Source organism: Pseudomonas sp. S3_B08 (genome assembly GCF_054667725.1).
This window is the reverse complement of record NZ_CP162750.1, coordinates 3,394,462-3,415,013: the sequence shown is the minus strand read 5'-3', so window position 1 is coordinate 3,415,013 and position 20,552 is coordinate 3,394,462. Positions and strand designations below refer to the sequence as shown.

General features: G+C 61.0%; 17 protein-coding genes and 1 pseudogene. 8 read left to right on the top strand and 10 right to left on the bottom strand.

What is annotated here, in order from left to right:
- Positions 1-157: 157 nt before the first annotated feature.
- Positions 158-1,588 carry an exodeoxyribonuclease I gene (gene sbcB, locus AB4N73_RS15475; protein WP_315434895.1) on the top strand — a complete coding sequence of 477 codons (1,431 nt, stop codon included), beginning with the start codon at positions 158-160 and terminating at the stop codon, positions 1,586-1,588.
- Positions 1,589-1,686: 98 nt separating this feature from the next.
- Here sbcB and mvaT read toward each other — a convergent pair whose 3' ends face one another.
- Complete coding sequence (gene mvaT, locus AB4N73_RS15470; RefSeq protein ID WP_016773476.1) at positions 1,687-2,064, bottom strand: histone-like nucleoid-structuring protein MvaT; 378 nt, start codon at positions 2,062-2,064, stop codon at positions 1,687-1,689.
- Between the two features lie 337 nt (positions 2,065-2,401).
- Here mvaT and purU point away from each other — a divergent pair, with 337 nt between their 5' ends.
- On the top strand, positions 2,402-3,250 hold the full coding sequence (purU, locus tag AB4N73_RS15465) for a formyltetrahydrofolate deformylase (protein WP_041479808.1): 849 nt from the start codon (positions 2,402-2,404) through the stop codon (positions 3,248-3,250).
- 81 nt (positions 3,251-3,331) lie between these two features.
- Entirely contained in the window at positions 3,332-3,508 is a 177-nt protein-coding gene (locus tag AB4N73_RS15460) for a hypothetical protein (protein ID WP_016773478.1), read from the top strand.
- On the opposite strand, the gene AB4N73_RS15455 is transcribed toward AB4N73_RS15460, so the two are convergent.
- The 5 genes and pseudogenes from AB4N73_RS15455 to AB4N73_RS15435 all read right to left on the bottom strand — a co-directional run.
- On the bottom strand, positions 3,492-4,490 hold the full coding sequence (locus tag AB4N73_RS15455) for a lysylphosphatidylglycerol synthase transmembrane domain-containing protein (protein WP_137214015.1): 999 nt from the start codon (positions 4,488-4,490) through the stop codon (positions 3,492-3,494). The two genes, AB4N73_RS15460 and AB4N73_RS15455, sit on opposite strands and share 17 nt — an antisense overlap.
- The gene (locus tag AB4N73_RS15450; RefSeq protein WP_406227245.1) at positions 4,487-5,257 is read right to left on the bottom strand and encodes a DUF2334 domain-containing protein; all 771 of its coding nucleotides are present in this window, start codon (positions 5,255-5,257) and stop codon (positions 4,487-4,489) included. The genes AB4N73_RS15455 and AB4N73_RS15450 overlap by 4 nt, the downstream gene beginning before the upstream one ends.
- On the bottom strand, positions 5,250-6,341 hold the full coding sequence (locus AB4N73_RS15445) for a glycosyltransferase family 4 protein (RefSeq protein ID WP_172834033.1): 1,092 nt from the start codon (positions 6,339-6,341) through the stop codon (positions 5,250-5,252). The genes AB4N73_RS15450 and AB4N73_RS15445 overlap by 8 nt, the downstream gene beginning before the upstream one ends.
- A 216-nt stretch (positions 6,342-6,557) precedes the next feature.
- Positions 6,558-7,322 carry a methyl-accepting chemotaxis protein gene (locus AB4N73_RS15440; protein WP_425375757.1) on the bottom strand — a complete coding sequence of 255 codons (765 nt, stop codon included), beginning with the start codon at positions 7,320-7,322 and terminating at the stop codon, positions 6,558-6,560.
- Between the two features lie 93 nt (positions 7,323-7,415).
- Positions 7,416-8,447: pseudogene (locus AB4N73_RS15435) on the bottom strand (HAMP domain-containing protein); the annotation flags it as partial.
- Positions 8,448-8,633: 186 nt separating this feature from the next.
- On the opposite strand from AB4N73_RS15435, the gene AB4N73_RS15430 reads away from it, so the two are divergent.
- A complete protein-coding gene (locus AB4N73_RS15430; RefSeq protein ID WP_460142269.1) occupies positions 8,634-10,121 on the top strand; it encodes a helicase HerA-like domain-containing protein in 1,488 nt (495 codons plus the stop codon).
- 90 nt (positions 10,122-10,211) lie between these two features.
- On the opposite strand, the gene AB4N73_RS15425 is transcribed toward AB4N73_RS15430, so the two are convergent.
- Positions 10,212-10,667 (bottom strand): DUF721 domain-containing protein, encoded by a 456-nt coding sequence (locus AB4N73_RS15425; protein ID WP_095181464.1) that lies wholly within the window; start codon positions 10,665-10,667, stop codon positions 10,212-10,214.
- A 309-nt stretch (positions 10,668-10,976) separates the two neighbouring features.
- On the opposite strand from AB4N73_RS15425, the gene secA reads away from it, so the two are divergent.
- From secA to AB4N73_RS15405, 4 genes are all read left to right on the top strand, one after another.
- Entirely contained in the window at positions 10,977-13,718 is a 2,742-nt protein-coding gene (gene secA, locus AB4N73_RS15420) for a preprotein translocase subunit SecA (protein WP_038861039.1), read from the top strand.
- Between the two features lie 122 nt (positions 13,719-13,840).
- Positions 13,841-15,058 (top strand): bifunctional glutamate N-acetyltransferase/amino-acid acetyltransferase ArgJ, encoded by a 1,218-nt coding sequence (argJ, locus tag AB4N73_RS15415; RefSeq protein WP_460142268.1) that lies wholly within the window; start codon positions 13,841-13,843, stop codon positions 15,056-15,058.
- A 180-nt stretch (positions 15,059-15,238) separates the two neighbouring features.
- Complete coding sequence (locus tag AB4N73_RS15410; protein ID WP_016773486.1) at positions 15,239-15,871, top strand: glutathione S-transferase family protein; 633 nt, start codon at positions 15,239-15,241, stop codon at positions 15,869-15,871.
- Entirely contained in the window at positions 15,868-16,815 is a 948-nt protein-coding gene (locus tag AB4N73_RS15405) for a Nudix family hydrolase (RefSeq protein ID WP_460058953.1), read from the top strand. The genes AB4N73_RS15410 and AB4N73_RS15405 overlap by 4 nt, the downstream gene beginning before the upstream one ends.
- 113 nt (positions 16,816-16,928) lie before the next feature.
- Here AB4N73_RS15405 and AB4N73_RS15400 read toward each other — a convergent pair whose 3' ends face one another.
- The 3 genes from AB4N73_RS15400 to AB4N73_RS15390 are packed head-to-tail and all read right to left on the bottom strand — an operon-like array spanning position 16,929 to position 20,516.
- On the bottom strand, positions 16,929-17,513 hold the full coding sequence (locus tag AB4N73_RS15400) for a cob(I)yrinic acid a,c-diamide adenosyltransferase (RefSeq protein WP_460142267.1): 585 nt from the start codon (positions 17,511-17,513) through the stop codon (positions 16,929-16,931).
- A gap of 3 nt (positions 17,514-17,516) precedes the next feature.
- Positions 17,517-19,553, bottom strand: a complete 2,037-nt coding sequence (locus AB4N73_RS15395; RefSeq protein ID WP_076563949.1) for a sensor histidine kinase — start codon at positions 19,551-19,553, stop codon at positions 17,517-17,519.
- Positions 19,554-19,598: 45 nt separating this feature from the next.
- Positions 19,599-20,516, bottom strand: a complete 918-nt coding sequence (locus AB4N73_RS15390) for a putative 2-dehydropantoate 2-reductase (protein ID WP_460142266.1) — start codon at positions 20,514-20,516, stop codon at positions 19,599-19,601.
- Between the last annotated feature and the right edge of the window lie 36 nt (positions 20,517-20,552).

The window sequence follows — 20,552 nt, the reverse complement described above, 5'->3', positions numbered from 1 at the left end:
CAACTGACGGAAAGCCTTCGCGAGCAGGCTCGCTCCCACAAGGGCAATGCATTCCAGTTGTAGGAATCTGGAGAAATTGCTGTTCGAGGGCGACCAGGCTGGCCGTGGCAACCCTGAAACGCCTAGACTTCGCCGATCTTCTGTTCAGGATTCGCCCGTGACTTCAATCTTCTGGTACGACTACGAAACCACTGGCATCAATCCGCGCAACGACCGACCGCTGCAGGTGGCCGGGATTCGCACCGACCATGCGCTCAACGAGATCGACGAGCCGGTCAACCTCTATTGCCAACCCAGCGAGGACATCCTGCCGCACCCGGCGGCGTGCGCGATCACCGGCATCACCCCCGGCCAGCTCGCTGAAAAAGGCCTGAGCGAAGCCGATTTCATGACCCGCGTGCATGCGCAACTGGCTGCCCCGGGAACCTGTGGCGCCGGTTACAACACCTTGCGTTTCGACGACGAAATGACCCGCTACAGCCTGTATCGCAATTTCTTCGACCCCTATGCCCGTGAATGGCAGGGTGGCAACAGTCGCTGGGATCTGATTGATGTGGTGCGCGCCGCTTACGCATTGCGCCCCGATGGTCTGGTCTGGCCGACCGATGATGAAGGCCGCGTGACCCTCAAGCTCGAACGCCTCACAGCGGCTAACAATATCGATCACGGCCATGCCCACGAGGCGCTGTCGGATGTGCGCGCCACCATCGCGTTGGCGCGGCTGATTCGCGAGAAACAACCCAAGCTCTACGAGTGGCTGTTCCAGTTGCGCAGCAAACAGAAGGTGATGGATCAGATCCGCCTGTTGCAGCCACTGGTGCATGTGTCCGGGCGTTTCTCGGCGGCGCGCAGTTATGTCGGCGTGGTGTTGCCGCTGGCCTGGCACCCGAAGAATCGCAACGCCTTGATCGTCTGTGATCTGCATCTTGATCCGCAGGGGTTGCTGGACCTCGATGCGCAAGCCTTGCGTCAGCGTCTTTATACCCGTCGCGATGAGTTGACCGAAGGTGAGTTGCCGGTGCCGCTCAAACTGATTCATATCAATCGCTGCCCGGTTGTAGCGCCGCTGGCGGTATTGCGCGCACAAGACCAGCAGCGCCTTGGGCTGGACATGGCGCTTTATCATGAGCGGGCAGTGCGACTAACTGACGCACAACAAGTCTGGAAAGATAAAGTCGCGGCGATTTATGCCAGCGAAGACTTCGTTCCCAGCGAAGATCCCGAGCAGCAGTTGTACGATGGATTTATCGGTGATCGTGATCGTCGTTTATGCGAACAAGTTCGAACGGCGGATCCTGCGCAGTTGGCGCAAGAGCAGTGGCCTTTCGATGATGAACGTTTGCCTGAATTACTTTTTCGATATCGAGCACGCAACTTTCCGGACACCCTGGATGTGGCCGAGCAAGAGCGCTGGAAATTATTTTGTCAGCAACGCCTGACGCAACCTGAGGCCGGTGCGCCGAATACCGTGCAGTCATTTATCGAGGCGGCAGAGCAATGGTCGCTTAGTGCGTCACCGATGCAGCGAGAGGTGCTCAATGACTGGCAGAATTATGTCCAGGCATTACGCAAACGTTTGAATCTGTGAAATCGAACATGCCCGGACAATAAATTACGGGCATAAAAAAACGCCAGCGCTAGCTGGCGTTCTTTTATTCGCGGATCGCTCTGCGAAGGCGTTGCGGCTTAGCCCAGCAGGGTCGCCCAGCCTTCAACCACGTCGCCGCCCCACTTGGCTTTCCACTCTTTCAGAGTCTTGTGGTTGCCACCTTTGGTTTCGATGACTTCACCGTTGTGCGGGTTTTTGTATTGCTTAACTTTGCGTGCACGCTTGGTGCCGGTAGTTTTCACTGCGCCGCCGCGTGGAGCCTTGGATTTGGCTTCTGGATCCAGCAGCGCGATGATGTCACGCAGGGACTTGGAGTATTCACCCATCAGCGTGCGCAGTTTGCCTTCGAATTCCAGTTCGGCTTGCAGTTTGTCGTCTTCGGACAGGTTCTTCAGACGGGCTTGCAGCTCTTTGATGGCTTCTTCGGTGGCGCGATATTCGTTGATCAAGGACATGAGTACTACCTTTTGTAGAATGCTGAATGACAGGGGACAGTGCCGCAATAATAGTCAGGCTGTTTCATCAAGTAAACATTTAGATCGGCTTTTTATTTAAATGAGTTACAGGAATTAGCCGCGCTTTGAATGTTCCGTTAAATAATGTGATGCAGTCAGCACAGATATTTACAGTTGTCTGACAAAAGCCCCGCTAAAGCGTCACTGTCTTGACGGAAGACCTGCGCCAGAAAGCCGTTTGACCATGCTTTGTCCCACCCGGCGCGTATGCGTACTGCAGTTTTCCTGCGCAGTCGCTAGAATGGCGGCCTTTGTGAAGTTCTGGAGTTTCCCCCTCATGCGCACTTTTCGGCTGGTGATCTCTTGCCCGGACCGCGTTGGCATCGTTGCCAAAGTCAGTAATTTTCTGGCCTCTCATAATGGCTGGATCACCGAAGCGAGCCACCACTCTGACAATCAAGTGGGCTGGTTCTTCATGCGTCACGAAATCCGTGCCGATTCGCTGCCGTTCGGTATTGAAGAGTTGCGCGAGAAGTTCGCGCCGATCGCCGAAGAGTTCTCGATGGACTGGCGCATCACCGACACCGAGCAGAAAAAACGCGTGGTGCTGATGGCCAGCCGCGAATCCCACTGTCTGGCCGACCTGCTGCACCGCTGGCACAGCGATGAACTGGATTGCGAAATCGCCTGCGTGATCTCCAACCATGACGACCTGCGCAGCATGGTCGAGTGGCACGGCATCCCTTACTACCACGTGCCGGTCAATCCGCAGGACAAGCAGCCGGCATTCGACGAAGTGTCGCGGCTGGTCAAACAGCACGACGCCGAAGTGGTGGTGCTGGCGCGCTACATGCAGATCCTGCCGCCGGACATGTGCCGCGAATACGCGCACAAAGTCATCAACATTCACCACAGCTTCCTGCCATCGTTCGTCGGCGCCAAGCCGTATCACCAGGCGTCCCTGCGCGGCGTCAAGCTGATCGGCGCAACCTGCCACTATGTCACTGAAGAGCTGGACGCCGGCCCGATCATCGAGCAGGACGTGGTGCGTGTCAGCCACAGCGACAGCATCGAAGACATGGTGCGTTTCGGCCGTGACGTCGAGAAGATGGTGCTGGCCCGTGGTCTGCGTTATCACCTGGAAGACCGCGTGCTGGTGCACGGCAACAAGACAGTTGTGTTCTGATCGAGCACGCCACGCTTGAAAAACCAAGGGCCTGGGCGTTGAATCGCTCAGGCCCTTGTCATTTGAGCCCGAGGAAAAGTCATGAGCGATCCACTGGACAAAGCCACTTCCAAAGCGCCCGCCACTCTCGGCGAGGGTTGCCTGAGTCGTTACGACCCGGATGACATGAGCCCGGACGACGGCACCGAATTCCCCGGTGCCGCCGAGCTTTGGGAGCAGCTCCAGCAAGAGCAGGACGAACCTAAGAAGCCTGCCTGACGTTCATCAACTTCTTCAGCAACGGCTTGCCCAGCATCAACACGAACACCGGGCCGCCAACCAGCAGATAGAAGTAATACGTCACCACGCGCCAGATCAGGATCGCCGCCGCTGCGGTGGATTTGCCCACCATCGGCGCGAGCAGCGCAGCCGAGGTCAGCTCTGCCGCACCGGCACCGCCGGGTAACAGACTGAACTGGCCGGCGCCCAGCGAGAGCATCTGCACCAGAAAGCTCCACGCCCACTGCAAATCCGCGCCGAGCCCGCGCAGGGCCAGATACAGCACGCTGTAGCGCAGCAGCCAGTGCACGCAGGTCAGGGCGAACACCTGAACCAGCGTCTGCCAGGGCAACTTCAAGGTATCGGTAAACGCTGCGAGAAAGTGCAGCAACTTGCGCGCCCAGCGTCGACGAGTGCGTGCCGTCACGTTCATTCCTGCCAACAGCCGCCCGCTCAGGCGAATCAACGCTCGGTGATAACGCGCGATCAACACGCAACTGAACAACCCCCCAAACAACGAAACGGCGCTGACGGTCAGCAGCCACTCGAGGCGATCGCTCAGGTGCTGGAACAGCGCATAGATCAGAATCCCGCTGAGTGCGCAGAGAAAGAACAGCAGATCGCTGAGCTGATCCATGGCAAACACCGCGCTGCCCCGCGCCGGACGCACGCCGCACCGGGCGAGCAATGCCATGATCGTCAGCGGTCCGCCACTACCGCCGGGCGTGGCGCAGTACGCGAACTCGGCCGCCATCACCACGCCGAGGCTTTTCAAGGGCGCGACTTTTTCTCGCTGGTCGCCGAGCAACAAACGCAAGCGCAGCGTATTGATCCCCCAGCAGAGCAGAATCATGCCGAACATGATCAACAGCCAGTTCAGCGGAAAACTGCGCAGGCGCGACCAGGTCTCGCCGCCGCCGAGCAGTACCGGAATCAGTACCGCCGCCAGCAGGCCGATCAGCAACAACAGGCTGCGCTTCATGCTGCGCGTTCCAGCTGACCGCGCTGTCGGGCCAGCCAGTCGATCTTGGTCAGCGGCACGCGTCCCTCCGCCAGCAGGCGTTGCAGCGTGTGCAACCAGTAATCGCGAGAAAAGCGGTGACGCATGTCCACCGGATGCAGCCCCAGACGAATCACCGATGCCTCGCGCCAGCGCTGTTCACGCTGGTCGCTGACGATTTTCGACACGCCGCGCCGCCAGGCACTGCGCGCACTCCACACCAGCCCCGGTGCATCTATGGCGCTGAAGTCGGGCAAGCGATAAAGATGCTGCGGATCGCTGGTGTAGCTGAGCGGTAATTCGCGCAAGGCCTGACGGGTGCCGTCGCTCATCAGCCAGGCCGGGGCGACGAAACCCTGCACCGGCCAGTCGTAGCGCTGAAACATGTCCAGACCTGCGTGCAGGCGGGCAAGGGCAGCTTCGCGGGACAGGCGGTAAAACTCGCCTTCATGGGTGTAGACCCGGCGCATGAACCAGTCGCGCGGGGTGTTTGGCATGGGTTCCTGATCGTCGTGGTAGTAGCCGTGCAGCGCCAGTTCATCGCCTCGGGCGACACGGGCATCGAGCACTCGGCGAAACGCAGGATTCGCGTCAAGGGCATCGTGGCGATGGAAGTCCGGCACTACCAGCCACGTCATCGGCACATCACCCAAGGCATCGACAGCCTCGACGAAGGGCTGGTAATCCGCCCACGTCGAGGGCGCCACATCATGCAACACCAGACATACGGCTTTCATGTGTTCAACCATTGGCCACCCGTGGCAGCGTATGGCCGAGCACGGCGTGATAGTGGCTGAGCAGGCTGTCAACCACGGTGTCCCAGGCATAATGCCGTTCGACGTGCTGGCGCGCCTGTTGACCGAGGCGGGCGCAGCCGCGACTGAACAGCTCGCGCACAGCATTGGCCATGGCCTGCGGATTATTCGGTGCACAGAGCAGGCCGCAGGAATCGTTGACGATCTCTTCAAACGCCCCGGCCGCCACCGCCACCACGGGAATGCCGCAGGCCATGGCCTCAAGGATGACCAGGCCGAAGGTTTCCTGGTCGCCGGCATGCAGCAGCGCATCGGCGCTGGCCATCAGCCGCGCGACTTTTGGCGCCGGGCAGAATTCGTCGATGACGCTGACGTTGTCCGGCACCGCCGCAGGCATCGACGAGCCGACCAACAACAAGTGATAGCGCGGACCGAGGCGTTGCATGCACTTGAGCAGCACCGGCAGGTTTTTCTCCTTGGAACCGCGCCCGGCAAAGATCAGCAGGCGCGTGTCTTCGGCAATGCCCAGCTCAGCCCGCAGGCCAGGGTCGCGGGCGTCGGGATGGAAAGTGTGCAGATCCACGCCCAGCGGTTGCACATGAACATTGCGCACCCCGAGCCCGATGAGCTTGTCGGCCATGACCTGGCTTGGGGCAAGGACGCGATCAAAATTGCCATAGAGACGGGTGACATAGGCCTCGACATTCGGTGTGACCCAATGGCCCATGCGATTGCCCGCCAGCAGCGGCAGATCCGAGTGATAAAAGCCGATCACCGGAACGTCCAGCTGCCGCCGCGCATCCAGCGCTGCCCATGCGGTGAGGTAGGGATCGCCGACTTCGATCAGATCCGGCTGCAGATCCTGCAGGACGTTTCGCCATGGCGCCAGCCGCAGCGGGAAGCGATAGCCTTTGCCAAAGGGCAGGGCGGGCGCTGGAACCGTATAAATGCCGTCATGTTCACCCAGTCTCGCGCCGGGGATCAGCAGGCTGTGGCGAATGGCGTTGCGCTCGCCAAGGCGACGGTGTTTGGCATCCAGATAAGTCCGCACGCCTCCGCTGGCCGGGGCGTAGAACATGGTGATGTCGGCGATATGCACGGTGAGCAACCCTCCGCTGTGTTGTTCTCCCTTGATTGACCGTTATCCAGAATAGATGTTCGGTCGGGATTGCGCGGTGGGGTGTCACTCGGGTTTTGTTGAAACGTAGATATTCGCGAGCAGGCTCGCTCCCACAATGGAGTGCATTTTCCCTGTGGGAGCGAGCCTGCTCGCGAAGCGGCCAGTCGTCGCAGCTTAAATCCTGAAGCTGCCAACCAACTGTTTGAGACGCGAAGCCTGCTGCTCCAGATCCGAACAAGCGCGCAACGTCGCTTGCAGGTTCTCCACGCCTTCCTGGTTCAGCGTGTTGATCTCGGTGATATCGACATTGATCGACTCGACCACAGCGGTTTGTTCTTCGGTCGCTGTCGCCACCGACTGGTTCATCCCGTCAATCTCGCCAATGCGCAGGGTCACGCTGTTCAGGCGTTCGCCGGCGAGGTTGGCGATCTCGACGCTGTCCTGGCTGTGACGCTGGCTATCGCTCATGGTGCTCACCGACTCACGGGCGCCGACTTGCAGCTCCTCGATCATGGTCTGCACCTGTTGGGCCGATTCCTGAGTGCGGTGCGCGAGGTTGCGCACTTCGTCGGCCACCACGGCAAAACCACGACCGGCCTCACCGGCGCGTGCCGCTTCGATCGCCGCGTTCAGCGCCAACAGGTTGGTCTGCTGGGAAATGCTGGTGATCACTTCGAGAATCTGGCCGATGTTGACGGTCTTGCTGTTCAGCGACTCGATGTTGGTGCTCGACGCGCTGAGCATGCTCGACAGCTGGTTCATCGCTTTGATGCTGCGCTCCACCACTTGCTGGCCATCTTCGGCCAGACCCCGGGCGTCGCTGGCCTGATTCGACGCTTGCGCGGCGTTGCGGGCGATTTCCTGGGCGGCGGCGCCGAGCTGATTGATCGCGGCGGCAACACTGCTGGTGCGCGAAGCTTGCTGGTCGGAGTTGTACATCGACGAGTTCGACGCAGCGACCACGCGCAGGGCGACCTCGTTGACCTGGCCGGTGGCCGAGGACACTTCGCGGATCGAACCGTGAATACGCTCGACGAAGCGGTTGAATGCGGTGCCGAGGATGCCGAATTCATCGTTATTGACGATGTTCAGGCGTTTGGTCAGGTCGCCTTCGCCGTCGGCGATGTCTTCCATGGCGCGGGTCATCACGTGCAGCGGCTGGATCAGCAGGCGGATGAGCATGCCGAGCAGGGCAATGATGATTACCACGGCAATGATGGTTGCGATTACCGCTGAGGTGCGGAATTCGCTGAGCATCGCGTAGGCCTGGTCTTTATCGATCGACAGACCGATGTACCAGTTCACCGACGGCAGGCCCTTGATCGGGGCGAAGGTGACGATGCGGGTTTTGCCGTCGACGCTCACTTCGCTGAAATCGCTGCTGATGCGCGGCGTGTCTTGTGGGTAGGCTTCTTTGAGCGACTTCATTACCAGGGCCTTGTCCGGGTGGACGAGGATCTTGCCGTCAGCGCTGATCAGAAACGCATAGCCCATGCCGTCGAAATCCCGCGCGGCGAGGGTGTCGATCAGCGATTGCAGGCTGAGGTCGCCGCCGACCACGCCGACGCTCTGCCCGGCCTTTTTCGACGCGGTGGCGATGGAAATGATCAACTGGCCGGTGGCCGCATCGATGTAGGGTTCGGTCAGGGTCGACGTGCTGCTGCTTTCGGCACCTTTATACCAAGGGCGCACGCGCGGATCGAAACCGTCCGGCATCTTCACGTCCGGGCGGATGGTGAAGTGGCCAGTGGCATCGCCCAGGTAGGTGGCCATGAACGTCGAGGTCAGGCTTTTCTGTTCCAGCAGGCTGGCGACCGTGGCAGGTTCCGGGTTGATGGCGATGTTCTGCGCGGCGTTCTCGATCAGCAGAATGCGCCCGCTGAGCCAGGTCTGGATGTTGCCGGCGGTGACCTCGCCCATTTCATTGAGGTAGTTGTTCAGATCATCGCGGATCGCATTGCGCTGCAGCCAGTCGTTGTACAACGTGAACGAGGCAAAAGCGGCAATGACGATGAGAGCGGCGGCAAGCAAAATCTTATGGCTGAAGCGCAGGTTTTTGTTCATGGCTTGGGGTTCCGCTAAGGTCTTAATGTCCTGGGCGTGCTTTGATAGAGACGCGCACTATGGGCAAGGTTGAAAAATTGATATTTCCGGCTCTCCTTAGGGAAATGTCCGACCCGGTTTTCTGGCGGGTCTGTCCAATTTATGTATCGGCCATGTGTCATCAAAGATTAACCATTGGGTGAGAAAATGCCTGACTCCTCGCAACTCGTTATCGGCGCTGATCCGGCCGCGCAACCCATCGCTCAGGCCATGCGCCTGGCCAACCGCCACGGCCTGATCGCCGGCGCCACCGGCACCGGTAAAACCGTGACGTTGCAGCGCCTGGCCGAAGCGTTCAGCGACGCCGGTGTGGCAGTGTTCGCTGCCGACATCAAGGGCGACCTGTGCGGCCTCGGTGCTGCCGGCAACCCGCAGGGCAAGGTGGCCGAGCGCATCGCCGGCATGCCCTGGCTTGGTCACACGCCGCAGGCTTATCCCGTCACGCTGTGGGACATCCACGGTGAATCCGGACATCCGCTGCGCACCACGCTGAGCGAAATGGGTCCGCTACTGATCGGCAGCCTGCTCGAGCTGACCGACAGTCAGCAGTCGGCGCTGTACGCGGCCTTCAAGGTGGCGGATCGCGAAGGGCTGTTGCTGCTGGATCTCAAGGATCTGAAAGCGCTGCTCAATCACCTCAAGGACAATCCACAGTTGCTCGGCGAAGACGCCGCGCTGATGACCACCGGTTCCAGCCAGGCGCTGCTGCGCCGGTTGGCGACGCTGGAACAGCAGGGCGCCGAAGCCCTGTTCGGCGAGCCGGCGCTGCAACTCGAAGACATTCTGCAACCGGGCGCCGATGGCCGTGGACGTATCCATCTGCTCGATGCCAGTCGGCTGGTGCACGAGGCGCCGAAGGTTTACGCAACGTTCCTGCTGTGGCTGCTGGCCGAGTTGTTCGAGCAACTGCCCGAGCGCGGCGACGCCGACAAACCGCTGCTGGCGCTGTTTTTCGACGAGGCGCACTTACTGTTCGGCGACACGCCCAAAGCTCTGCAGGAACGGCTTGAGCAAGTGGTGCGCTTGATTCGTTCCAAAGGCGTTGGCGTGTATTTCGTCACCCAGTCGCCAGCGGACTTGCCGGATGACGTGCTGGCGCAGTTGGGCTTGCGCATTCAACACGGCCTGCGTGCGTTCACCGCCAAAGAGCAGAAATCCCTGCGTGCGGTTGCGGATGGCTTTCGGCCGAATCCGGCGTTCGACAGTCTGTCGGTGCTGACTGAGTTAGGTATTGGTGAGGCGCTGGTCGGCACGCTGACCGAGAAGGGCCCGCCGGAAATGGTCCAGCGCGTGCTGGTGGCACCGCCGCAATCGCGGATCGGCCCGCTGACTGAAACCGAGCGCACCGTGCTGATCGCCGGCTCGCCGTTCAAGGGCCGTTATGACAAGCCGATCGATCGCGAATCGGCCTATGAAATCCTGATGGGACGCAAAGGACTGGCGCCCGAGGCTGAAACACCAGCGGGCAAAGCTGCGGCCGAAGAGCCGAGCCTGGCTGACCGCGCTGGCGAATTCCTCGGCACGGCGGCAGGGCAGGCGCTGAAATCGGCGATGCGCCAGGCGGCCAATAACCTTGGCAAGCAGTTGGTGCGCGGGTTGATGGGGTCGCTGCTCGGCGGCAGCAAGCGCCGCTAAAAGCAAAGATCGCAGCCTTCGGCAGCTCCTACAGTTGAAATGCATTCATTCTGTAGGAGCTGCCGAAGGCTGCGATCTTTTGATTTTGCTTCAGGCTTTCCCCTTGGCATGCGCCGCCAGCCGCTCCAGCGCCGCGCGCAATCCCGGATCGCTGATCCCGTCGGCCGTCGACTGAATCGTCTCTGCCGCACTGCTGGACAGATCCATCGAGTGCCCAACTGCCCGATGCTGCACGATCGGCGGGCGCACGCTGAATTTGATCCGCGTCAGGTTGGCGAACTCTTCGAACAGTTGCAGTTGCCGTTGCAGGCGTTTCTGCTGATAGCGCAGGCGCGTCGCCCAGTGACCGTCAGTGACCACCAGCGACAGCTCGCCTTCGCGCCATTTGGCCACCCGGCAATGCTCGCGGGCGGCCGGCTGCAACTGGCTTTCGAGCAGGCGCTGCAAATGCTCCAGGCGCTGGGCATGGCCGAGGATGGCTTTGAGCGGTTTGGCTTCGCGTAGCAGAACGGCGGGTGCTCTGGCCGTAAGAGGGCGAAACGCCATGATCGAACACCTGAAAGTCACAGAGGCGCCATGGTAGCAGAAAGCTGCGGAACCTCTGGGCCATTGCTTTTGTCCCTGATTTGCTCATTAAATCAACGCCTGACTTCTTTCCCCCGACGGGTTGAAGTTGAGCAAAACGCCCCTATTTTAAGTGAGCCCCGTCAAAGCGCAGTGCCAGCATCGTGGAACATCGCCACTTTCCTCACCACCGTTTCCGGGTAGAATGCTCGTTCGCATGCGGCCATGAGGGCTGCACGGGCGACTCACGGGGCCGCCCTCCATCCCTTTAGTGTGGAAGATCCTGCCGATATGTTTGCGCCTTTGTTAAAGAAACTTTTTGGAAGCAAGAACGAGCGTGAAGTCAAACGCATGCTCAAGACGGTGCAGCTCGTCAATGCCTTCGAAGAGCAAATGGTGGCCCTTTCGGACGATCAATTGCGCGCCAAGACCGCCGAGTTCAAGGCCCGTATCGCCAAAGGGGAAACCCTCGACAAGCTGTTGCCTGAAGCCTTCGCCGTAGCCCGCGAGGCCGGCAAGCGTGTGATGGGCATGCGCCACTTCGACGTGCAACTCGTCGGCGGCATGACTCTGCACGAAGGCAAGATTGCCGAAATGCGCACCGGTGAGGGCAAGACCCTCGTGGCCACCCTGGGTGTTTACCTCAACGCACTGTCCGGCAAGGGCGTGCACGTTGTGACCGTGAACGACTACCTGGCCCGCCGTGACGCCAACTGGATGCGTCCGCTGTATGAATTCCTCGGCCTGACTGTCGGCGTCGTGACGCCGTTCCAGCCGCCGGAAGAAAAGCGTGCCGCCTACGCTGCCGACATCACCTACGGCACCAACAACGAATTCGGTTTCGACTACCTGCGCGACAACATGGCGTTCAGCATGGATGAAAAATTCCAGCGCGAACTCAACTTTGCCGTGATCGACGAAGTCGACTCCATCCTCATCGACGAAGCGCGTACTCCGCTGATCATTTCCGGTCAGGCCGAGGACAGCTCCAAGCTGTACATGGAGATCAACAAACTGATCCCGCAGCTGGAACTGCACGTCGAGGAAGTCGAAGGCCAGGTCACCAAGGCCGGCCACTACACCGTTGACGAAAAGACCCGTCAGGTCGAACTCAACGAAGCCGGTCACCAGTTCATCGAAGAAATGCTCACCCGCGTCGGCCTGCTGGCCGAAGGCGAAAGCCTGTACTCGGCGCACAACCTTGGCCTGCTGACCCACGTCTACGCCGGTCTGCGTGCGCACAAGCTGTTCAATCGCAACATTGAATACATCGTGCAGGACGGTCAGGTCGTACTGGTCGACGAACACACCGGTCGTACCATGCCGGGTCGTCGTCTGTCCGAAGGCCTGCACCAGGCCATCGAAGCCAAGGAAGGCCTGAACATTCAGGCCGAGAGCCAGACCCTGGCCTCGACCACCTTCCAGAACTACTTCCGTCTGTACACCAAGCTGTCCGGCATGACCGGTACCGCCGATACCGAAGCGTTCGAATTTCACCAGATCTATGGTCTGGAAGTCATGGTCATCCCGCCGAACAAGCCGTTGGCGCGTAAAGACTACAACGACCTGGTGTTCCTCACCGCCGAAGAGAAATACGCGGCGATCGTCGCGGACATCAAGGAAAGCATGGCCGCCGGTCGTCCGGTGCTGGTGGGTACCGCGACCATCGAGACGTCCGAGCACATGTCCGAATTGCTCGTCAAAGAAGGCATCGAACACAAGGTTCTGAACGCCAAGTTCCACGAAAAAGAAGCTGAAATCATCGCTCAGGCCGGTCGTCCGGGTGCGCTGACCATCGCCACCAACATGGCCGGTCGTGGTACCGACATCCTGTTGGGCGGCAACTGGGAAGTGGAAGTCGCTTCGCTGGAGAACCCGACTCCTGAGCAGATCGCGCAGATCAAGGCCGACTGGCAGAAGCGTCACCAGCAAGTGCTGGAGTCCGGCGGCTTGCAGGTAATTGCTTCCGAGCGTCACGAATCGCGCCGTATCGACAACCAGCTGCGTGGCCGTGCCGGCCGTCAGGGCGATGCCGGTTCGAGCCGCTTCTACCTGTCGCTGGAAGACAGCCTGATGCGCATCTTCGCCTCCGACCGGGTGAAGAACTTCATGAAAGCCCTGGGCATGCAGCCGGGCGAAGCGATCGAGCACCGTATGGTGACCAACGCGATCGAGAAGGCGCAGCGCAAGGTTGAAGGCCGCAACTTCGACATCCGTAAGCAACTGCTCGAGTTCGACGACGTCAACAACGAACAGCGTAAAGTGATCTATCACATGCGTAACACGTTGCTGGCCGCTGACAACATCGGTGAGACCATCGCCGACTTCCGTCAGGACGTGCTCAACGCTACCGTCAGCGCGCACATTCCGCCGCAATCGCTGCCAGAGCAGTGGGACGTGGCCGGTCTGGAAGCGTCGATCGAAAGCGATTTCGGCGTGAAACTGCCGATCCAGCAATGGCTCGACGAAGACGATCACCTGTACGAAGAAACCCTGCGCGAGAAGCTCATGACCGAGCTGATGGCGGCGTACAACGAGAAAGAAGACCAGGCCGGTGCCGAGGCGCTGCGCTCGTTCGAGAAGCAGATCGTCCTGCGCGTACTCGACGACCTGTGGAAAGATCATCTGTCGACCATGGATCACCTGCGTCACGGCATTCACTTGCGTGGCTATGCGCAGAAGAACCCGAAGCAGGAATACAAGCGCGAATCCTTCACACTGTTCTCCGAGCTCCTCGATTCGATCAAGCGCGACTCGATCCGCGTGCTCTCGCATGTTCAGGTGCGTCGCGAAGATCCGGAAGCCGAAGAGCAACGCCTGCGTCAGGAAGCCGAAGCACTGGCGGCGCGCATGCAGTTCGAGCACGCCGAAGCGCCTGGCCTGGATCAGCCGGAAGCGCTGGGTGAGGAGGTCGATGTGGCACTGGCCACCGCCGCTGCCCCGGTGCGCAACGAGCAGAAGCTGGGCCGCAACGAACTGTGCTACTGCGGTTCGGGCAAGAAATACAAGCATTGCCACGGGCAGATCCAGTAAAACCCGTTTCAATCGCTGAACACCCCGCGCCGCGACCGGCTCCTGCCGTCGCGGCGTTTTGCCATTTATCCCACCGTCCTTTCCCGTGGCGGTGCTGACATCATTGAGTAAGGAGCGCATTCATGGCTGTTGGTCTTGGTCCTTTGCCAACGTTGCACCCGGTTGCCGGTTTTGAACTCGGTATCGCCTCGGCCGGCATCAAGCGCCCGGGGCGCAAGGATGTGGTAGTGATGCGCTGTGCTGAAGGTTCGACCGTGGCTGGCGTGTTCACCCTGAACGCGTTCTGCGCCGCGCCGGTGATCCTGGCGAAAAAGCGCGTGCACAATGCTGTGCGTTACTTGCTGACCAATACCGGCAATGCCAACGCCGGTACCGGCGAGCCTGGCTTGGCGGCTGCCGAGCGCACCACCGCTAAATTGGCTGAGCTGACCGGCGTCGATGCCAGCCAGATTCTGCCGTACTCCACTGGCGTGATCGGCGAGCCGCTGCCGGTCGAGAAGATCGAAGGCGCACTGCAAGCCGCGCTGGATGATCTGTCGGAGAACAACTGGGAAGCCGCGGCCACCGGGATCATGACCACCGACACCCTGCCCAAGGGCGCCAGCCGCCAGTTCGAGCATGACGGCGTGACCATCACTGTCACCGGCATCAGCAAAGGCGCCGGCATGATTCGCCCGAACATGGCGACCATGCTGGGTTACATCGCCACCGACGCCAAAGTCTCCCGCGAGGTGCTGCACAACCTGATGCTCGACGGCGCCAACAAGTCGTTCAACCGCATCACCATCGACGGCGACACCTCGACCAACGACTGCTGCATGCTGATCGCTACAGGCAAGGCCGCGCTGCCCGAGATCACTCGCGCTGAAGGCGAGCCGTTCGCCAAGCTGAAACAAGCGGTGTTCGAAGTGTGCATGGACGTCGCCCAGGCCATCGTGCGTGACGGCGAAGGCGCGACCAAATTCGTTACCGTTGAAGTGAATGGCGGCGGCAATCATCAGGAATGCCTGGACGTCGGTTACACCGTGGCCCACTCGCCGCTGATCAAGACCGCGCTGTTCGCCTCTGACCCGAACTGGGGCCGTATCCTCGCTGCCGTGGGTCGTGCCGGCGTGCCGGATCTGGACGTGAGCAAGATCGACGTGTTCCTCGGCGACGTGTGCATCGCCAGCCGTGGCGCCCGCGCCGCGACCTACACTGAAGCCCAGGGCTCGGCAGTGATGCAGCAGGAAGAAATCACCATCCGCATCGAACTGGGTCGCGGCGATTGCAGCGAAACCATCTGGACCACCGACCTGTCGCATGAGTACGTGAAGATCAACGCTGAATACCGTACTTGATTCAAGGTGTGGGAGTGGGCTGCCGGCCTCTTCGCGGGCAAGCCCGCTCCCACAGTGATTGCGGTCGTTCACAAATGCCGTGTACACCACCAAAACCTGTGGGAGCGGGCTTGCCCGCGATGACGGACGACCAGACGCCAGACATTCTGGATTGTTTCCCTGACGAAAAGGCGCCACACCATGTCCCTGCACCTGATCATCGGCGACAAACTGCTTTCCTCCTGGTCCCTGCGTGCGGCACTGGCGCTGGACCTGACCGGCGCACCCTACAGCGAAGAGCTGATCAAGCTCGGCAAACCCGACACCCGCGAGCGCCTGCTCAAGCACTCGCCGACCGGCAAGGTGCCGCTGCTGCAAACCACCCGTGGCACCATCGCCGATTCGCTGGCCATTGCTGAGTACCTCGCCGAACAGTTTCCGTCCGAGCAACTCTGGCCGAGCGATACCTTCGCCCGCGCCCAGGCCCGCTCGGCCTGCGCACAAATGCACAGCGGCTTCTTCGCCATGCGTAACCACATGCCGTTCAACCTGAGCCAGGACGCACCGCTCAACCCGGTGCCGCCAGAAGTGAAGGTCGATATCGAACGCATGCTCGCGCTGTGGGCCGAATGCCGCGCGGCAGCGACGGAAGAGGGGCCGTACCTGTTCGGTCGTGTCAGCCTTGCCGATGCCTTTTTCGCGCCGATCGCCGTGCGCTTGCGCACCTATCAGGTGAAGCTGCCGGCGGTCGACGAAGCCTATGTTGAAACCGTCTACCAATGGCCCGCCTTCAAAGCGTGGCAAAAGGCTGGACTGGAGGAATTGAACCCGTGAAACGCGTCCACGTCGCCGCTGCCGTCATTCGTGACGGCGCCGGCAAAATTCTGATCGCCCGCCGTGCCGACACTCAACACCAGGGCGGCTTGTGGGAATTTCCCGGTGGCAAGGTCGAGGCTGACGAATCGGTCGAGTCGGCACTGGCTCGCGAGCTGCACGAAGAGCTGGGCATCATCGTTGATGCTGCGCGGCCGCTGATCAAGGTTCGCCACGATTACCCGGACAAACAGGTGTTGCTGGATGTCTGGGAAGTCTCGGCGTTCAGTGGCGAACCCCACGGTGCGGAAGGCCAGCCACTGGCCTGGGTCACTGCCAGGGAATTGATTGACTATGAGTTTCCGGCGGCCAATCAGCCGATCGTCGCGGCGGCGCGCTTGCCTGCCGAATACTTGATCACTCCCGAGGATCTGGAAGGCCCGGCCTTGTTGCGCGGCATCCAGAAAGCGATTGCCGGAGGCATCAAACTGATCCAGCTGCGCGCACCCAACGGCTACGACCCGAAATACCGGGATCTGGCGGTGGATGCGGTGGGCCTGTGCGCCGGCAAGGCGCAGTTGATGATCAAAGGGCCGTTCGAATGGCTCGGTGATTTCCCGTCTGCCGGATGGCACATCACCGCTGCCCAACTGCGTAAATACGCAGCGGCAGGACGTCCGTTGCCGGCTGAGCGCTGGCTCGCGGCGTCCTGCCATGACGCCGAAGAACTGGCGCTGGCCGAGCAGATGGGCGTTGATTTCGTCACTCTGTCGCCGGTGCAGCCGACGTTGACGCACCCGGATGCGCAGCCGTTGGGGTGGGAGCAGGCACAGGCGTTGATTGACGGTTTCAGTAAACCGGTGTTTCTGCTCGGTGGAGTAGGGCCGGCGGAGCGCGAGAAGGCTTGGGGTACTGGGGCTCAGGGTGTCGCGGGGATTCGGGCGTTCTGGCCTGATCCAGTGTAAGGGCTACCGACCTCTTCGCGAGCAGGCTCGCTCCCACAGTGGATTGCATTTCTCCAGTCAGAATGCAGTCAAATGTGGGAGCGAGCCTGCTCGCGAAGGCGCCCTGACAGGCGCTACTTTCCTTCAGGTTTCGCCGCCGGCTGCCACAAAATCTCCGCCACCCCCTGCCGCCGCGCAATCAACCGCGCCACAACAAACAGCAAATCCGACAGCCGATTGATATACGCCAGGCCAACCCCGGCCAACGGCTCCAGCGCATTCAAATGCTGACAGCGCCGCTCGGCACTGCGCGCCAGACTGCGGCAGACATGTGCCTGCGCAATCAACATCGAACCACCCGGCAAGATGAAGTTTTCCAGCGGCCCCAGCTCTTCATTCCACACATCGATGGCCGCTTCCAGCCGCTCGATTTCGGCCTCGTTCAACGCCTGGTATTCAGGCATCGCCAGTTCGCCACCGAGGTCGAACAGGCGATGCTGACAAGGCGCCAACACTTCGATGATTTCATTCAGCGCCGGATGCAATTCGCGCTCGGCGAGCAAACCGGCGAGCAACACGCCGACCTGACTGTTCAGCGTATCGACCTCGCCGATCGCCTCGATGCGCGGGTGATCCTTGGGGACGCGACGGCCGTCACCGAGGCCGGTTTCGCCTTTGTCGCCGGTACGGGTGTAGATCTTCGACAAGCGAAAGCCCATGGGTTACCTCGGTAGTGAATTGGTTTCGGTGGTCAACGGCGCAGGCTGCACCAGCGGCAGACGCAGCGTGAAACAGGTGCCTTGGCCGGGCGCCGACTGCACTTCCATCTGGCCTTTGTGATTGTTGGTGATGATGAAGTACGACACCGACAGTCCAAGGCCGGTGCCCTGGCCGATTTCCTTGGTGGTAAAGAACGGCTCGAAAGTGCGCTTGCGCACGTTCTCGCTCATGCCGATGCCGTTGTCCTCGACCTGAATCTCGGCCCACGGCGGATTGAGTCTGGTACGCAAAATGATCCGGCCCGGCTCGCTGTCGTCTTCGCGCTGATGAATCGCCTGCGCGGCATTTTTCAACAGATTGAGCAGCACCTGTTCCAGTTCGTTGGCGGTGCCCGGCACTGGACCCAGGGCCGGGTCGAACTGGCGGATGATCGCCTGGCCCTTGAAGTCGAAACCGATGGCCAGATCGAAGTCGTTACCGGCGATTTCCACGGCTTGATCGATCAGCGCCGGCAGATCGCACGGCGCCATTTGCCGGGTGCTGCGGCGGCTGAAGCTGAGCATGTGCGTGACGATTTTCGCCGCGCGGGCGCCGGCCTGTTGAATGCCGTCGAGCAGTTGCGGGACTTCGCGGCCTTGCAGGTAGCGGTTCACCGTGTCCAGTTCGATGCCCAGTTGTTCGGCAGTTTCGATGTTCTTCGGCAGATCCGCCGACAGACGCCGGCGAATGTTCTGCACGTTGTGCAGGATCGCGCCGAGCGGGTTGTTGATTTCGTGGGCCATGCCGGCCGCGAGGCCACCGACCGAGAGCATCTTCTCCGACTGCACCATCATTTCTTCCAGCGACAGACGCTGAGTGATGTCATCGATACGGATCACCACGCCGCGCCCGGCACCGCCCATCAGCGGATAAAACGTTAGCGCATAATGCTTGGGTTCATCGTCCTTGAACCAGGTCACCCGGTCGACTTTTGCCACGGTGTGCTGTTCGACAGTGGCCTTGAGCTGCGGCAAAAACGGCTTGAGCGGTTCGAAGGCGAGGAAGATCGGCTGGTTCAAAGCCTCGTCCAGGCGCGTGCCGGAGAGCGCGCTGGCCTCCTGGTTCCACTGGGTAACGTAAAGCTGCTCGTCGAGGGCGATCAGCGCCGAGGGCATCGAGTCGATGATGCTGTTGAGGTAATTCTGGAAGCCGGTGAGTTTCTTTTCGATCTTGCTGCGCACCTGGACTTCCAGCTCCAGCTTGCGGTTGGTGTGGCGGGTTTCCTCGGCCAGGCCCTGCGCCTGATCGTAAGCGGCCTGCGAGTCGTCGCGGGCACGCTTGAGCTGCTGCTCGCGGGCTTCGATGCGCGAGAGCATGGTGTTGAACGCCTCGGCCAGACTGCCGATTTCGTCATGGTTGCCGCGTGCGGCGCGCAGGGCGTAGTTCTCTTCGCGGGTGACCTGCCGGGACAATTCCTCAAGCTGATGAATCGGCCGGGTAATCAGACGTTTGATCTGCCGGGCAATCACCAGCCACAGCAAGACGCTGAAGATCAGGATGCCGAGGCTGGCGGTCAGGGTGCCGGTGTAGAACGCCATCGGCAGTTCGCTGCTGGCCACCAGCAACAGATGCCCAGGTGCGGCGCCGGGGCGGGGCAGGGTGATCAGTTGATTGCTGCGAAACTCGGTGAGTTGCCAGGCTTCGACATGGCGGTAGCGCTCGGGGAGGCTGAGTTTCTCGCCGCGCTGCACTTGCGCCAGGCGTTCACCCTTGCCGTCGTACAGGGCGGCGGCGCGCAGCGGTGAATAACTGTCGAGTTCCTTGAGCAGGCGCTCGGCGCTGCGCGGCGACTCCAGCGCATCGCTGACCAGACTCGGGTTGGCGATCAGCCGGCCGATGGTCTGCAAGGCCTGTGGCGCCATGCTTTCCTGGGAAATGTAATAGGCGGCGCTGATAAAGGTCAGGTTGGCGACCAGCAGAACCGTGGTCAACAACACCAGCAGGGCCGCCAGCAGTTTCTGGCCGACCGGCAGGTTTTCAAGGCGCTGGCGCAATGGCATCAGGTTTATCGCAGCAGGGGAACAAGTCGTCAGCCTAGCGGCTGCTCAGTCGCTGGGCAATCCACGCTTGTGCAGATGCGCCACCAAACGTTGCTGCAACTGGTGCAGATGCGGCAGATACAACTGATGGCGCTCGGCGACTTTGCAGGCGTGGCCCAACAGATAGCTGATCTCGGTGCGGCGCTGGTTGGCGACGTCCTGATACATCGAAGAGTAATTGGCGGCGGTGGCGTGGATCACTCGTTCGACTTCCGCTTGCAGGTTTTCCGCCGCAGCCGGCTGGCCGCCGCGTTCGAGCAGTTCGGTCAATTCGGCGCAGAGTGTGGCAACTTCGCAGTGATGCTCGCTCAGCCCGCCGTTGCGGCAATCGTGGAGCACGGTCAGCGGGTTGATCGCGCAGTTCAGCGCCAGTTTGCGCCACAGGCGGGTGAGGATGTCAGCGCTCCATTCATTGGGAATGTTCGCCGCTTGCAGCTCGTCCAGCCAGACCGGCGCCAGCGGATTTGCGCCATCGCCCAGCCAGTTGAAACCGTGACCGGCAAACACCACGCGCCAATCGCCATCACGAAACGCGCCCTCGGTGCTGGAGGCACTGATGCAGCGCGCCTGTGGCACCCGCGCGGCGACGGCGTCCTGACTGCCAAGGCCGTTTTGCAGGAGGATCAGTTCGGCGTCTGGCGCGAGGCGTGAAGCGAGGCGGGCGACGGCCTTTTCGGCGTCATAGGCCTTGCACGCGACCAGTAAACGGCGAATTGGCTCGGGGCTGTCCGGGGTTTCGCCGGGAACTGCATAGGTGTGAGCTTGTCCGTTTTCTACCAGGGTCAAGCCACCCACTGCCTCGTAGCTGTGCAAACGCGCGGCATCGCGCAGGATCAGTTGCACAGGCAAGCCGGCCCGGGCCAGACGTGTCGCCCAGAGTGTGCCGAGGCTGCCGGCGCCGAGTACGTGCCAGGTGGTCGACATCAGTTTTTTGCTCGATTGCTTGCAGGCATGTGCGGC

Coding starts and splice junctions, on each gene's coding strand:
- AB4N73_RS15425 (WP_095181464.1), bottom strand. CDS start 10,667: ATGGCGTTTCGCCCTCTTACGGCCAGAGCACCCGCCGTTCTGCTACGC.
- purU (WP_041479808.1), top strand. CDS start 2,402: ATGCGCACTTTTCGGCTGGTGATCTCTTGCCCGGACCGCGTTGGCATC.
- mvaT (WP_016773476.1), bottom strand. CDS start 2,064: ATGTCCTTGATCAACGAATATCGCGCCACCGAAGAAGCCATCAAAGAG.
- AB4N73_RS15410 (WP_016773486.1), top strand. CDS start 15,239: ATGTCCCTGCACCTGATCATCGGCGACAAACTGCTTTCCTCCTGGTCC.
- AB4N73_RS15450 (WP_406227245.1), bottom strand. CDS start 5,257: ATGGTTGAACACATGAAAGCCGTATGTCTGGTGTTGCATGATGTGGCG.
- AB4N73_RS15400 (WP_460142267.1), bottom strand. CDS start 17,513: ATGGGCTTTCGCTTGTCGAAGATCTACACCCGTACCGGCGACAAAGGC.
- AB4N73_RS15440 (WP_425375757.1), bottom strand. CDS start 7,322: ATGTACAACTCCGACCAGCAAGCTTCGCGCACCAGCAGTGTTGCCGCC.
- AB4N73_RS15430 (WP_460142269.1), top strand. CDS start 8,634: ATGCCTGACTCCTCGCAACTCGTTATCGGCGCTGATCCGGCCGCGCAA.
- AB4N73_RS15395 (WP_076563949.1), bottom strand. CDS start 19,553: ATGCCATTGCGCCAGCGCCTTGAAAACCTGCCGGTCGGCCAGAAACTG.
- AB4N73_RS15390 (WP_460142266.1), bottom strand. CDS start 20,516: ATGTCGACCACCTGGCACGTACTCGGCGCCGGCAGCCTCGGCACACTC.
- AB4N73_RS15445 (WP_172834033.1), bottom strand. CDS start 6,341: ATGTTCTACGCCCCGGCCAGCGGAGGCGTGCGGACTTATCTGGATGCC.
- argJ (WP_460142268.1), top strand. CDS start 13,841: ATGGCTGTTGGTCTTGGTCCTTTGCCAACGTTGCACCCGGTTGCCGGT.
- AB4N73_RS15460 (WP_016773478.1), top strand. CDS start 3,332: ATGAGCGATCCACTGGACAAAGCCACTTCCAAAGCGCCCGCCACTCTC.
- secA (WP_038861039.1), top strand. CDS start 10,977: ATGTTTGCGCCTTTGTTAAAGAAACTTTTTGGAAGCAAGAACGAGCGT.
- AB4N73_RS15455 (WP_137214015.1), bottom strand. CDS start 4,490: ATGAAGCGCAGCCTGTTGTTGCTGATCGGCCTGCTGGCGGCGGTACTG.